The following is a 14,277-nucleotide window of genomic DNA, read 5'->3' as shown; positions in this document are numbered from 1 at the left end:
ATTACGATTATGCAAAGTAAAAAAGTAAAAACGCAATCTTTTTGCGCTGATCTAAAAATGTTGATTATAATTGTTTAAAATTTTCCAAAAGGCTAAGAATATTCTTCTTTCCCACCGGATTCATGGAATGACAGTAGAATTTTGGGAGATCCAAATAGTTATCCATACAATATTCTACCAGCCATTTGGCACAATCGTAGCCTGTTTTTTCAGTGTATTCGTCAGCATTGGGCTTCAGATAGTGGACATCTGCCAGGTCATGGTCAAAAGAAATGAGTTCCGGAAGTCCCTTTTCCATAATTCTGTTGACAAACTGCTCGTAATTGCGAACAATATGCCAGTCTTTTCTGAGGAAAATATCCTGTTTGGTATAATGATACGCTTCAACCGGGTATCTTATATCATCCAGAAATAATAATCTTTTGGTCATTTCCATCCTGTTATTTTTTTAAGTCCGAAAGCCTGTGAATACATTTTTTATTCATTAAACCATCATATCAGCACAATTGGTGCTTGCGAATGCGTGAGGCTTTGCTTTAAACACATAGCCCATTCCCAGAATATAGCCCATAGCATCTTTCAATGCTGTATTTGACTTGAAATCAGGGTCTGTATTAATGTCTGCGTGTACCTCCATTTCCACACCATAAGCATCCAGAACGGCACAGATAGCGTAAGCAATTTCTACGGATCTGTTGACCTCATTCAGCATTCGTTCTTTGATACTGATCTTCTGTATTTCTCTTTCTTTTCTGATAAAGGTAAACGCTCCTTTTCCCTCACGGACAAATACTACTGCTGTAGCATAATTGATCGCTTCGCCGTAAACGTGGGAATCTGAGCCCACACATACTTTCAGGCGGTGACCGTTAGCCTGTTCGCGGATGATGGCTTCTTCTACCAGCTGTGTGATAGGTTTTAGGAAAAAATTTCCTTTCATATTCTGCCATACTTCTTGTTGCGTTTCCATTTTTTTACATGTTTTAAATTCTGTGTATATTAATTTGTTAATTGTCAATTCGTTTCAGGGTCAATTTTATAAATTCACTTACGAAGTAAAATTCACTATTGACGATTCACTATTATCTTTCACTATTTGCACTCCGAACCGGACTCGAACCGATACCATCAGTTTTGGAGACTGGGATGCTGCCATTACACTATCAGAGTTTTTTTATAATTGATGGATAATGATTGATAATTGATACTATCCTACAATCAGCATTTATGTTTTGGTGGAACAGACAGGAATCGAACCTGTACCTCTAGTTTTTCAGACTAGCGTGCATACCTTGTACACCACTCTTCCATGGTTTATGAGTAATTGGTAATGAGCAATCCCAACATAGTCCTATTGGTATTTATCAATGATCTCTCATCATCTATGTTCTGTACGGGAAAAGGGATTCGAACCCTCAATATCTTGATCCTAAATCAAGCGCGTCTGCCAGTTCCGCCACTCCCGCGGGTTTTATCAGTAATGAGTAATCGGTAATTAGTAATTTTAAAAATTGACTTATTGACCATTCACAATTGATTACTCATTATTTATACATTTGTGAATGATCGGATCAATTTTATCTCATCGATCTGAACTTTCATGGTATTATTTATTCACAATTGATTTTTGACCATTCACATTTTGTACTCCATAAGGGAATCGAACCCTTATCATCTGCTCGAAAGTCAGGCGTCCTCACCGTTAGACGAATGGAGCGTTTAAACCAACTGACCAGGAATCGAACCTGAACAACAAGAGTACTTTTCCTGCATGCTGCCGTTACATTATCAGTGGTTTTTGTGGAAGCGGTAGGATTCGAACCTACTCAGCAATAAAGCAACAGATTTACAGTCTGCCCCGGCTCTCCAACTCCGGCGAGCTTCCAGTATAATGAGTAATAGATAATTAGTAATGAGCATCTAACTTCTAACCTCTAATTTCTAATTTCTATTTGAAGAAAAACAAAGCCTGTCTTAATTTTTTGTTTGATATAAGAACTTCTTCGCTCGACAAACTTTTACTTTTTCTCCGGAACTAATCTCATTTTAGTTATTTGAGATGGCTATGGGATTCAAACCCACTCAGCTTATGCAACGGTTTTGCAGACCGCCCCGACTCTTCAACTTCGGCGAACCATCAGATGTGATTATAAATGATAATTGATAATTGATGATTGATGATTGATGGTTGATGGTTGATGGTTGATAATGAATCTACAAACCCTCTAATTTCTAACATCTAACTTCTCAATAAAAAAAAGAAAAAGGCTGTCGGTATTTTCCATATTTGGCGTAAAGATCTTCTGCTCTTGACACACCTTATTTCTTCTCTTTTGAAACAATTAACATTTAGTTATCTGCGATTCCGGAAAGATTCGAACTTTCAACTTCCGGTTTAACAGACCGGCGCTCTACCGTTGAGCTACGAAATCATTTTTTTATGTGAATGGTCAATGGTCAGTCCGTTTTACTGTCAATTTTTAAAAATTCACTTGCGAAGCAAAATTCACTATTCACTATTCACCATTCACCATTCACTTTTTCATCTTTTGTAATTCCGGAAGGACTCGAACCTTCAACCTTCGGTGTATCAGACCGACACTCTAACCACTTGAGCTACGAAATCTTTTTTTGTTTGTGAATGGTCAATTGTCAATTCGTTTTACTGTCAATCTTTAAAAATTCACTTGCAAAGCAAAATTCACCGTTCACCATTCACTTTTGCCCCTGGCAAAACTTGTCTGGAAAGCAAGATTCGAACTTGCGACCTCCCGCGTCCAAGACGGGTAAACAACCACCGTTATCTTTCCAGTTTTTAAGGTTCGGTTTCCAATTTTCTTTCCGGGAGACAGCCGGAGCTAAAATTTTCCGTGAACCTTTGCGGTCTATGCGGGAATCGAACCCGCAGTGCCCAAGAGACAGTCGGGCAGGTTAGCCTTTACCTCAATAGACCTTTTTTGTAATTCTGAGAGGAATCGAACCTCTAACCTTCGGTTTAGAAAACCAACGCTCTATCCAATTGAGCTACAGAATCAATAATTGATCAATGATGTTTGATGAATGATAATTATTCGTCATACGATGGCTCCTATTTTTCATCTTCTAACTTCTAATTTCTAGTCTCTAACATCTATTGTAATCCCAGAAGGAATCGAACCTTCAACCCCCGGTTTAAAAGACCGGTGCTCTGACCAATTGAGCTATGAGATTGTTTTTTATTTTGTGAATGGTCAATTGTCAATTTTAAATTCATTATTCACCATTGACCATTCACTCTTACCAAAATTCATCATTCCTATTCACTTTGGGTATCTTCGGGGATCGAACCCTGTTCTCCGGTTCCACAGACCGGCGCTTTACCAAATAAGCTAAAGAAACCATAAAAAAAGCACCTCTTTTCGGGAGGCGCTGTATATATTTTGACGTGTCAGATCACTGAGACCTACGTATATAAGCACCTTTTATCAATAAATTCACTATCCAGAATACATGCATATCCTTTCGGCTCCTGTCCGTCTATTCCTGAATACTGATTAGATATGTTATGTAATTGTTTCATTATATTCTTGTTATTTAAAAAGTTTTTGAATCCTGAAAACCTGTTGCTTTCAATTTTCGGTTGCAAAGTAAGTATGAAATTTTTTAATCTGCAAATTTATTTTTCAATTAAATATTTGATAATCAATAAGTTAAACGATGTTTTTAGCATAAAGAATAACCGTCCGCAATATCCTGCGGATCTCTTAAATACCTAAATGACTGTCTCTCATCGGGTTACTTATCACTCTTATTTATCGTATTAAATTGACATTGTTAATTAAAAAATTTTTGTTTTTACGGTTATTTTTTTTCATTCTAAATAATTTATGGCCTAAAACACAAGAAACGCCTCGAGTTATCGAGGCGTTTCTGTGGTATTTTGTTTAAATTCTTACGGGTTTATTGTAAATAATTTTCAAAGCAAGCACATTTCGCCTCATTCCATATCATCCATTCGTATCCGAATAATCCTTTTATTGAAGGGCTATCGCATAGATTTACATTGATATGTGCTCTTTGTAGTGTCATAATTTTATGGCGCAAAGATAGGAAAAATTGTTTTTCATTAATGAAAATAATACTTTTCTTCACTGAGCAGGGGGATAGTTTAACTGGAAAAACTATTCAAATATTGGCTCTTAGGTGGTGGCTTCGAGTACCTCAGCCAAATTGCATTTGTTGGTATAATCAATTTCTTCTAATTTTTTAATGCTTGAATTCTTAAATGTTTAAATTTATTAATTCCTCAACATCTTATTCCTCCCCGTCTTAAACCTCGAAATATCCTTCAGGATCACACTGTCATCAGGATTAAAATATTTCAGTTCATTGATGATCTCAGAACGGGTACCTACTTTTTCTGCAATAATCTCGTACGCTATACTTCGTGTTACAGGCTGCAGTTTGGGATCTTTTTTAAACTCATGTTTCATTGCTTCAAGATAGGTCGTCTTTTTATAGGAAGGTGTTTTCTGATAAAGCTTCCGGATTTCAGTTTCCAGTTTTCCGACATCAAAAACATTGGCGAAATAATTATTCAGACAGTTGAAGGCATCTTTATCTTCCTCCCAGCCTTTCAGCAGGATTTTCTGGGCTTCTTCCAGCTGTTCCATTTTTTTGCTGTATACCAAAGAGGCTTTTACCATTTGATTATTGCCTGTATAATCATCTGCAACCATCTGATAATAGATATGTGCATTTTTTATATCACTAATTTCCCGGTAAAGATCTCCTACTTTTTCTTTCTGCTGGAGTTCTTTGTACAAGTCGATTGCCTTTTTGTACTGTTTGGCTTTTTCATAGCATGATGCGGCTTCTGATTTATTGTTTAGTTTTTTCAGATATACCGCTGCCGCTTCATTGTAGAAACCGCCTTCTTCCAGTGTTTTCGCCCCGCGGAAATGATCCTGAAGGAGATTCATATATACTTTAGCCGCTTTTTTGTAATCGTTTTCCGCGATATATTTTTCGGCAAGTTCTTCATACTTACTTCGAATCCTGTCAAACAAAGAAGCTTCAAGGTAGAAATTTCCGCCGCTGGAACCCCTTCTGCCAGAATTATTCCTGTTCTGTTCTTTATCTTTCAGCGCAGTGATTACAATCATGATAATAAAAGCTACCACAAGGAAAATAGCCAGCGTCCCTACAACACTCCAAATGCTTTCGTGAAATAATTGTGCTCCTATGCCAATGATCTTAAACACCGCCAGGATCATAAATGCGATCAGGAATTTGTCTATAAATTTCTGCTTATTCATCGTCTTCAGGGTTTAAAATGGTTTTATCTTCGCTGAACAGTCTGTACAGAAGAAGGATGACACAGATCACCAGAATCCATACAAACCAGTTGTAGCCGAACATTTTTATCAGTGGATAAAAAAGATACACCAGCATGGAAACAAGGAATACCGACAAAATAATCTTTACCCAAAGCGGCACGCTGTCTCCTCCAAGGTTTAATGATTTCCTTTTGAAGATGAAAGAATAGATTCCCACCGCCCCAAACATAAAAATCACAAGATAGAAGATATCCGAAACTTTTGTTTTTTCAGGTGAACTGCTCTCGCCGGACTCCAGCTTTCCAATTTTTGAATCTTTAATCGGAGACGGAGGAAGCTCCATCATATCAAGCGTTCCGTACAGTTTTCCAAGAGAATCTGCCATGAGCACCTGCTTTTTCTTTAAAACAAATTTCACAATCTCTCCATTCACAGGCTTTCCTTTACTGTACTGTTTCAGGGAATCCGTAATGCGGCGTTTCATCGGGGCTTCCTGCTGAACCAGATGTTTCGTTATCTTTTTTGAGTAAACGATTTTCAGGGAATCTCTGCTGTTCTGTTCTCTGCTGTTGAGCTTTTCGATGTCGTTACCAACTTCTCCTAGATTTCTCCCTCCTGCTTTTTTATATTGTTCCCTTTCGTTTTGATCTTTTGACATGGCAGCACCGGCTGCAGAATATTCACGGGATAGTTTTTTTCTTGTTTTTCCGTAAATGGAATCAATTTTCATATCAATATCCGTCACTCCGGATTGATATGCGATCATATCAGCGCGGGTTTTATCAGCACCGTTCATAATTTTACCGGATGAAACGAGAAAATCTTCTTTCAGCGTCTTGTCTTTATCTGAAGGCATAAAAATCCTGAATAGTATCGCGATTACGACAACAGCCCAGAATATTCTGCGGAAATTGCGGGTTCCTGCGGTTTCTTTTTTATCTCCGGAGCCTCCGAACAGGGTATCCAGCCAGCTGTTTCCAAACGTAAAGTTTCCAAAGCCATCACCACGGGAAGTTCCCATAATATCCAATGGTACGCCCAGTTCTACCGCTCTGTCAGGATATTTTTCTATATATTGTAAATACTTCTCAATCTCTTTTTTATTCCCGGCCATGACTTTTTTAAGATCAAAAGGCAGGTTTTTCATCCATTCTTCTTCGTTCTTCGGTTGCTGGAGGGCCGCCAGAATTTTTTCGTCATCCATCTCAACCGTAAAACTCTCAATATGTAGAGGGATTTTCACACCATTCGAAGGTTTTCTTACTTTACCCTGTGCTATTTCAGGTTCCTGCACCATAGAAAGCCAGTCTATTTCTTCTGACAGTTTGACGAACCCAAATTCAGGATGTATGATCATTAATTTAGCCCCCGCTGACTGCCAGTCTTCAGGATTGATCTTTGGATAAAATATCGTATTTTCAGGGATAAATAGTTGATCGTCTACACACTGAAAATAGGCATTCTTTCCAATTTCCTGAGGAGCTTCATGATAAAATACCAGCAGACATCCGTACAGAACATTAGGCTGATCCGCCGGAATCGCATAGGATTTTACTTTATTGAGATCGAGTCCCAATATTTCCATTTCGTTAAGCCATACCTTCGGGGACGGATCTTTGATCAAAACCCCTTTCTTAGGATAGCTGTTTTTCGGAAAAGGTTTTATTCTAAGCTCCATAATCCAAAATCTGATCAATAAATGCGGTTAAATACTGGGAATACATTTCTTCCAGGGTTTTTACTTTCAAAAGCGTCTGTTTCGGAAGATAATATTCTGAACCGCCATACTCCGTAATCGTAGACAATGCCAGGAAACCATATTCCGTGGAGGGAATATAAAATGTGGGAATTCCGGTATTGCTGCTATTAAAAGTAAGCATTCCACGGGGATCCGTAATGATCTCGCTTCCGTCCTGAAATGTAAATTTATTTTTGTTTTGTTCAGCAAGAATCTTCACTGTAAATCTGTTTTTGTAAAGGTTCAGTGAATTGTCATACAACCTGCAAAGTTCATTTCCTGAGATCACCAGATTATTATTTTCATTGATTCCCATCCGGTTGAAATTGCTGATGATTTTCATTCCGCTTCGGTTCAGCTTGGCGACTTCGGTTTCAGCTTTTGCAATATTCTTGTCTATTTCACGGTCATCATTAAAAACGGATTCTACCGATATATTTCCTTCCAGACTGATTTTGTAAAGGGAAGAATTTGTAGGCTGATGCAGATAAAAGTTCCTGCTGAAATAGATCAAATGGTACGAGCTCGGGATATTCAATCCTGTAACGTTGAATTCAGAATATTCTTTTGTATTCAGATTCAGTTTGGAGATGAGTTTTTTATCCGGCTGATACTGGCAGAGGATAAACTGTTGCTGCTTATTTTTTGCCAGGGCAAACTGTCCTCTCGGTTTTACGGAAATATCTTCAATCAGGACTTCGCATCCATGATATGTTTTGTAGTAGTCGTAAGAGCTGCGGTCATAATAGTTATCGGAAAGATATGTTTTCAGCAATTGCTTCTTTGAACTTAAAATATAAAATTCACCTTCGTATAAAAACTGGGCAATTTTATTGGACGGAGTCGGAAACAGGATCGGATAATTTTGTGGAAGATCCGTTTTTTTGCCATTAATGGTCGTCGCTTTCAATTTACGCTGTGGCGGATTGGCCCACAATTCCTGTAATGGGAGTTTTATCTTTTGAATATGTTTCCGGGCTCCTTTATGATGTTTATAAAAATTCAGTTCGCCATCTGAGGAAGTCGTGATCAGAAATTTCAGGCGGTCCCTGTTTTCGTGGATCACTTTCCGCACTTTTTCATCAGCAAGGTTTTCCTGATTAGTAATGAAGAATACTTCAAGGTCTTTTTCAGGATGGTCCTCATTAAAAAACTTCCCAAGTGCTTCCGAAACTTCCAGAATCGGACTCACCTGATTCAGGTTTTCAATAACGTCTTCCGTTTTATCGAGAGATACCGACAATCCGGCCTGTCCTAATGCAAAAACCTTACACTCCGAATGGGCTTTCGGATGTCTGATTACCGCAATAGCTGATGCAAACGCCAATACTTTAGGCGTTCCCCAGTTTCTCAGGGAAGTATCTATTAAAATCGCTCTTTCAAATATATTTTCTTCCGGCGGAATCTCTCTCTGGATGTACAAGGCTTCATTATTCGCGATACGGTTCATGAACACTTCATCTTCATTGGCAAATTCAGAAAGCAGCATTCTATGGAGATCACCTTTATTCGCCATATCGGAAATTCCTCCGATGGGCTGTTCCCCGGGAGATAAATGACGCATCGGAATTCTCAGTCCGCTCCAGATTCTTTTTATCAGACTTCCTACCTGAAAGGTTTTCGGCTCTTCGATTAGTTGCTGGATAAAATCTTTATCGGTTTCTACCGTAGTTTCTTCTTCTACAAGTTCATCGTCCAGCTCAGGCTCGTCGATGTGATCCTTCATGGCATCAATAATAGACTGTACTGTTGGGAATTTTTCATTCAACAGGTCTAATGCGCTTAAGTCTCTGTTGATGGCGGACGGTCCTGCATATTTCTTCTCCGCACTTGCTGCCAAGATGTATGGTCTTTTGTGGTAAATCGTCAGGATCATTTCTGCTTTACCGGGAGCGATCCTATTGTGTGCATCCTGAAAAAGGGTCTGAAACAGAACGATCCTGTTTTGTCCATGCTTATAAACTCTGTTTAATGATTTCAACTTTTCAAGAAACTCAATACTCTTCTCGGCGGTGAAGTCGAAATTTCCAATGCTGTGAAAATTAGCCGTATGTTTCAGAGGACCTGCAAAATCTGTATAACCGTCCTGCATGGCATATAAAACCATTAGTAATGCACCAAAAGGAGGCCATCCCTGCGGTTGTAGCTCTTTCAATATCTCCATCACATAAGGTCTGTAGGCTATGGCCCCAACGCCCGGAATCGAGATGAGATTATGATCATGGTACCCGGAATCACCGGCGATATCCTCGTCGGTCTCCCACTCCCAAAAGTAGTTTTCGTATGACTGGAAATATTCGTTTAAATCCATTCTTTTGTTTTTTCAGTAAGGTGGAATGAGCTTACAGACAGTTTCCGGAAATCTTCTTTTTTCACAGGAAGATAAGTTCCGTCTTCTTTCCATAACAGCCATTTGTCCGACGCTTTGTTATATTGCTGCTGCAGGAGTGAACTCAAATTTTTAAATTCGAAATCAAAACCTGAAGGCAAAAGATGACCGTCTCTGGTCCAGTAGGTTTTTCCGGGCAGACTCAACAGCGGTGTTCCCAGAAACAATGCTTTATCATCAATCACTGCCCATTCTATTTTATCCAGTTTGAAATTCGGCTGTGCAGGAATACTGTCTTTAATTTCTGTTATTGAACTTAACAATGCAATGGCAGGCTGTTCTTCATTCCCCGGTTTCAATCTGACTTCCACCTTTTCGCTGATTCCAAAATAATTATTGTTGGAAGCAGGAAACGTAAGTCGTAATGCTTTATCTATTGGCGACCAAAGCAAAGCTGTTCTCATCTTTTTGCTGGGTACCAATGCTTCTTTTTTGAACAAAAGTCCGTCGCGCAGTTCGTAAAGCATAAAATTAGGCAGCTGCTGGATATCTGCGGATACAGCCTGCTCTTCGGTGAAGCCCTTCAGCCAAACCGTCTCGTCGTCTACTGCAATCTGTACATTTTTCCAGTCCCGGATGGCGCCCAGAAAATCTTCATCGGCGCGGGGAAGTTCTGCCCAGAATTCTTTTATACCGTTTGAAGGATCTTCTGCCATAAGCTCTCAATTTCTTGCTGGATATACTGCTTCTGCTCCGGATTTCTGATCCAGTCGCAACGGGTCTGCAGGTATCTCAATTTATCTTTGATCACATTCTGTTCTTCAAAACTCAACGTTCCGCTGTTCCATTTTTCCACGAGAATTTTTACATCCTTCATTACTTCCTCCGGATTCGGAGTTTTGTTCTGCATCGCCTGTGGATGGGATTTCGGGTTGTCATCTTTTTCAATGGTTCTGTTGATGATCCCTTCCAGGATTTCGATCTGTTCTTCTGTGTCCCAGATATTTTTCAGTACCCAAAGATCAGAAAGCACGGCTTCATTTCTTCCGCAGATCAGAGCGCTGGCCGCGATCAGGTTCTGAAGTTTTACCGCTCTACGGTCTGAAATGGCAATTCCCGTATTTCTTAAGCTGATGATCGTATTTAAATAGACTTCGTAAATAGGTCTCAGATCTACTGCTTTACACAGATTCTGAAGTTCTCTGATTTCGTCTGTCAGAATTTCCGGAATATCAGTTACCGTTTCGTTTTCGAGCTTTCTTCCGGCAAGAAGTACTTGCTGAAGCAGATCAGGATTTACATAATCAACATTAATTCTCACCAGAAAACGGTCAAATAATGCGTTCAAAGATTCATCTTCGGGAAGAACATTACTGGCTCCAACAAACATAAGCGCTGGTAAATGTTTTGTTTCTTTTCCTCTTTTGAAAATTTTCTCGTTCAGAGCCATCAGCAGTGAATTCAGGATGGCAGAATTGGCATTGAAAATCTCATCCAGGAAAACCAGTGAAGCTTCCGGCATCATGCCTTCGGTATTCGTAAGAAGCTCACCTTCTTTTAATTTTCTGATATCAAATGGTCCGAAAATTTCGTTCGGTTCTGTGAAACGGGTCAGCAAATATTCAAAGTTTTTGCCGTCTTTCACTGTTTTGGACAGCGTTCTTACAATCGCAGATTTTGCGGTTCCCGGTGGTCCGTATAAAAACGCGTTTTCTTTGGCCAGAAGACATATTCCCAGCAGGTCTACGACATCATTTTTTCCTACGAAGGTGTCTTTTACGTAGTTGAGAACGGTATTGAGTTTTGTGATATTTTGAGTCATTAGTATTTATTTAATGAAAAATCTTAACAGTAAAAAGTATATAAATCCAATTACAATCAGTGAAAGAATAAGATCAATATAAAAAGTAAATGGAAGTTCTAGAAATTTAAAGCCTACAACAAAGTATCCAACTATTATCACAAGGCCCATAAGCGCCGATAGGAAGGAATACAGTGAGGAAATCATCATGACCAGTGAGATAAAAATAAAATATATTCCCACACTTAAAAAAATAAAAAAATGCTTCCCGTATGCGGTGTATTGGCTGTGAATAAAATTTACAAACCCAGAAAAGTCATTCTTTCCTGAAAACAGCAGCCAGATATGGGTTCCGAAATCTTTAAAAATCACAAGGGAATCATACCCTGAAATCCAACTGACAGCAACAATTAAAACGTTGAGGATAGTTCCCATCATTCCATGAAAAATAAAGGCATTTTTCATAGTCCGCCTGTCATATTTCTTCAGTTCATCATCATTAAGCCCCACTTCCCCTCCTGAATCTGTTTTCACAAGGCTGGAAAGGGGAATATAGCCAAACTTAATTCTGAGATCATTTTTTATGGTGTAGGCATACAAGGGTTTTGAAAAGGACATGAACATCCAAATCTCATTCACTTTCGTTTTAAACATCAAAATATTGGCATAATATGCCAAAATACAGAACACAAAAAAGTAGGAAGCAACTATTCCTCCTAATGCAACTGCAGTATTAATCTCCATGAGCAACTATTTTTAAATCCCGCCAGTAAATATCCTTATGAAGTCCAAAATCTGCCATAAGCAATTTATTAATATAGGGAATTTCTGCCAACGAATAGGCTTTCTTTTCAACGATCCTTTCAAGATATAATTTTCTATAAACCTTATCCTGAAGCTCTTTTTCCCAGTTGATTTTCTCCAGATTCAGCGGATATCCTATTCCGGAATAATGAAACTGCGTGAGAATATCTTCCAAAATTTTCACCAACGGGTCATACGGATCTGCGGTTTGCAATACGGAAGCGATCTGTGGTAAAAACCTCAATGATAAATCAGCAGACAAAACGGAAGAAACATCAGTGGTTATTTTCATCTTCGGAATCAGTTTATCCAGATCTTTTGATGTATTTTCCCGGATAAGACAGAGCTGAGCACTGTGATATAAAACTTTAGCTCCCCAAACTGCAGCTTCTTTATTGCAATTCAGATCACCAGATAAAAATTCCAATCTCTCTTTTTCGAACTCTGCTTCAAAATAATCTCCTGCTTCCTGCTCTTCCATTTTAGAAATTTCCTGCAGGTTCGAAAATACAGTAATGGACCCGCTGTTTCGCAGCAGAAAAATAGTATCTAGAAATGGGGACTTGGTTTCCATCATCTAACAAAAATAAAACTATTTCGCAGAGAATAAAATTTTTATCTGAATGATTGACAGTTAAATAATATTTGGGGTGAATAATTAATAAATATGTTGATCGAATTAATAATAAAAGTCTTTTTTCTGTTTTTTTTCTCGCATTGAGCAAATCGTGCAGATGATTTAGAGTTTAGGGTTTCGGGCCGCGTCTTCGACGCGGCCCGAAACCCTAAACTAAAATGTTCTTTCAGATCAAAATCACTCTGTTACTTCAATGATGTTGTTTTCAGGATCTAAAATGACACTTTCATAATAACCATCACCTGTTGTACGAGGTTCTCCGGCAATTGTATAACCGTCCTTTCTTAAAGTTTCAGTGAGCTCATCTACTTTTTCTTTACTTCCCGTAGAGAATGCAAGGTGAATAATTCCGTATTGCTGGGAATCGTACGTATTTCCACTTTCCTGTATATCAGGTCGGGTCATGATTTCGAGGCGGCATCCGTTATCAAAACTTAAAAAATAGGACTGAAAATGTTTTACGGGATTATGGTATTTCTCGTTGCAAACAGCTCCAAAATATTTCTCATAAAATTCTCTGACCTTTTCCAGATCTTTTACCCAAGAAGCGATATGTTCAATTTTCATTATGGTCTATCTTTTAACTTTTACTAAAGTAAGAAGGAGATGCTGTCCATACTTCTTCTGTGTTATTCTATTTTAAAACTCTATTGGCATTAATAAAAGGTACTCTAGTTTCTCTGTTAATTATTATTGTTGATTAAACCTCATCGGTTTTGGAAACGTATGATGGTTGTTTGGAGCATTAAATTATTGATTCTTTTTACCATACGCTAGACCTTTTCAGATGATAGAAATTCATGCTTAAAAAACTTAGTCTATTGAGAAACAAACCTTTGAATATTTCAATCTAAAAGTTGCTATCTTTGTCCCTTCAAAATAACATTATGAGTATTCACATCAGTGCAAAAAAAGGAGAAATTGCTAAAGTAGTATTGCAGCCGGGGGATCCGCTTCGTGCACAATATATTGCTGAAAATTATTTGGAAAATGCTAAACTGGTAAGCAAAACAAGAGGAATCTTTTATTATACAGGTCTTTACAAAGGAAAAGAGATCACTGTAGGCGCCAGCGGAATGGGCTTTCCGAGCATCGGGATCTATTCTTTTGAATTATTTACGGAGTATGAAGTAGATACCATCATCAGAATCGGGACGTGCGGAGCTTATACGACTGACCTTAAACTTTTTGATATTTTAAATATTGAAAATGCAGCCAGCGAAAGTACATATGCAAAATATGCATGGGAAATTGAAGATGATATTCTTCCTCACCAGGGAAATATTTTCGGAACCATTAATGAAACGGCTCAGGAGCTTTCTTTAGCCACCAAAGCGATCAATGTACACAGCAGCGATATTTTCTACAGAAAAGATCCTAATGTTCCTGCCATTGCGACGAAATACAACTGTCCTGCTGTAGAAATGGAAGCTTTCGGATTATTCGCGAATGCACAGCATTTAGGAAAAAACGCAGCGACTATTCTTACGGTAACTGATATTATTCCTACCCACGAAAAAATTTCTGCTGACGAAAGAGAAAAAGCCCTTAAACCGATGATGGAACTGGCTTTGGAATCTGCGATAAAAAGTCTTTAACAGAAAAGAAAGTTAAGCTGTGGTTTTGCAGTTTCATCATAAAAAAAGAGCT

The 14,277-nt window shown here is 38.4% G+C and carries 11 protein-coding genes and 12 tRNA genes; 1 reads left to right on the top strand and 22 read right to left on the bottom strand.

The annotated features are described in order from the left end of the window. Nucleotides 1-64: 64 nt before the first annotated feature. From LC419_RS07995 to LC419_RS07890, 22 genes are all read right to left on the bottom strand, one after another. On the bottom strand, nucleotides 65-436 hold the full coding sequence (locus tag LC419_RS07995; RefSeq protein ID WP_223606843.1) for a cyclic-phosphate processing receiver domain-containing protein: 372 nt from the start codon (nucleotides 434-436) through the stop codon (nucleotides 65-67). Nucleotides 437-484: 48 nt separating this feature from the next. Continuing rightward, on the bottom strand, nucleotides 485-970 hold the full coding sequence (locus tag LC419_RS07990) for a ribonuclease H-like YkuK family protein (protein WP_223606842.1): 486 nt from the start codon (nucleotides 968-970) through the stop codon (nucleotides 485-487). Nucleotides 971-1,099: 129 nt separating this feature from the next. Continuing rightward, nucleotides 1,100-1,170, bottom strand: a tRNA-Trp gene (locus LC419_RS07985). Nucleotides 1,171-1,233: 63 nt separating this feature from the next. Continuing rightward, nucleotides 1,234-1,309: transfer RNA gene (locus LC419_RS07980), tRNA-Phe, on the bottom strand. A gap of 83 nt (nucleotides 1,310-1,392) precedes the next feature. Next, nucleotides 1,393-1,466: transfer RNA gene (locus LC419_RS07975), tRNA-Leu, on the bottom strand. Between the two features lie 179 nt (nucleotides 1,467-1,645). Then, nucleotides 1,646-1,717, bottom strand: a tRNA-Glu gene (locus LC419_RS07970). Nucleotides 1,718-1,801: 84 nt separating this feature from the next. Further along, nucleotides 1,802-1,885: transfer RNA gene (locus tag LC419_RS07965), tRNA-Tyr, on the bottom strand. Nucleotides 1,886-2,360: 475 nt separating this feature from the next. Further along, a tRNA-Asn gene (locus LC419_RS07960) sits at nucleotides 2,361-2,432 on the bottom strand. A gap of 120 nt (nucleotides 2,433-2,552) precedes the next feature. Then, nucleotides 2,553-2,626, bottom strand: a tRNA-Ile gene (locus LC419_RS07955). Between the two features lie 114 nt (nucleotides 2,627-2,740). Next, a tRNA-Pro gene (locus tag LC419_RS07950) sits at nucleotides 2,741-2,812 on the bottom strand. 69 nt (nucleotides 2,813-2,881) lie between these two features. Continuing rightward, nucleotides 2,882-2,953, bottom strand: a tRNA-Asp gene (locus LC419_RS07945). A gap of 7 nt (nucleotides 2,954-2,960) precedes the next feature. Next, a tRNA-Arg gene (locus LC419_RS07940) sits at nucleotides 2,961-3,034 on the bottom strand. Nucleotides 3,035-3,136: 102 nt separating this feature from the next. Continuing rightward, nucleotides 3,137-3,210: transfer RNA gene (locus LC419_RS07935), tRNA-Lys, on the bottom strand. A 96-nt stretch (nucleotides 3,211-3,306) separates the two neighbouring features. After that, nucleotides 3,307-3,379: transfer RNA gene (locus LC419_RS07930), tRNA-His, on the bottom strand. Between the two features lie 898 nt (nucleotides 3,380-4,277). Next, entirely contained in the window at nucleotides 4,278-5,297 is a 1,020-nt protein-coding gene (locus LC419_RS07925; RefSeq protein ID WP_223606841.1) for a soluble NSF attachment family protein, read from the bottom strand. After that, the gene (locus LC419_RS07920) at nucleotides 5,290-6,996 is read right to left on the bottom strand and encodes a nicotinamide mononucleotide transporter family protein (RefSeq protein WP_223606840.1); all 1,707 of its coding nucleotides are present in this window, start codon (nucleotides 6,994-6,996) and stop codon (nucleotides 5,290-5,292) included. Before LC419_RS07920 ends, LC419_RS07925 begins: the two co-directional genes overlap by 8 nt. Continuing rightward, nucleotides 6,986-9,367 (bottom strand): hypothetical protein, encoded by a 2,382-nt coding sequence (locus LC419_RS07915; protein WP_223606839.1) that lies wholly within the window; start codon nucleotides 9,365-9,367, stop codon nucleotides 6,986-6,988. The genes LC419_RS07920 and LC419_RS07915 overlap by 11 nt, the downstream gene beginning before the upstream one ends. Then, nucleotides 9,358-10,101, bottom strand: coding sequence for a hypothetical protein (locus LC419_RS07910; protein WP_223606838.1), 744 nt, complete (start codon nucleotides 10,099-10,101; stop codon nucleotides 9,358-9,360). Before LC419_RS07910 ends, LC419_RS07915 begins: the two co-directional genes overlap by 10 nt. Next, a complete protein-coding gene (locus LC419_RS07905) occupies nucleotides 10,074-11,207 on the bottom strand; it encodes an AAA family ATPase (RefSeq protein WP_223606837.1) in 1,134 nt (377 codons plus the stop codon). Before LC419_RS07905 ends, LC419_RS07910 begins: the two co-directional genes overlap by 28 nt. Nucleotides 11,208-11,213: 6 nt before the next feature. Further along, nucleotides 11,214-11,930 carry a hypothetical protein gene (locus LC419_RS07900; protein ID WP_223606836.1) on the bottom strand — a complete coding sequence of 239 codons (717 nt, stop codon included), beginning with the start codon at nucleotides 11,928-11,930 and terminating at the stop codon, nucleotides 11,214-11,216. Beyond that, entirely contained in the window at nucleotides 11,920-12,567 is a 648-nt protein-coding gene (locus LC419_RS07895; RefSeq protein ID WP_223606835.1) for a hypothetical protein, read from the bottom strand. The genes LC419_RS07900 and LC419_RS07895 overlap by 11 nt, the downstream gene beginning before the upstream one ends. A 237-nt stretch (nucleotides 12,568-12,804) precedes the next feature. Then, on the bottom strand, nucleotides 12,805-13,194 hold the full coding sequence (locus tag LC419_RS07890; protein WP_223606834.1) for a VOC family protein: 390 nt from the start codon (nucleotides 13,192-13,194) through the stop codon (nucleotides 12,805-12,807). Between the two features lie 320 nt (nucleotides 13,195-13,514). On the opposite strand from LC419_RS07890, the gene deoD reads away from it, so the two are divergent. Then, nucleotides 13,515-14,225: a purine-nucleoside phosphorylase gene (deoD, locus tag LC419_RS07885; RefSeq protein ID WP_223606833.1), complete on the top strand. Its 711-nt coding sequence runs from the start codon at nucleotides 13,515-13,517 to the stop codon at nucleotides 14,223-14,225. The last annotated feature ends 52 nt before the right edge of the window (nucleotides 14,226-14,277 follow it).

Origin of the sequence: Chryseobacterium sp. OSA05B (assembly GCF_019970065.1) — a bacterium.
Lineage (GTDB): Bacteria > Bacteroidota > Bacteroidia > Flavobacteriales > Weeksellaceae > Chryseobacterium.
The sequence above is the reverse complement of the archived record's forward strand: the minus strand, read 5'-3'. Positions and strand labels throughout refer to the sequence as shown.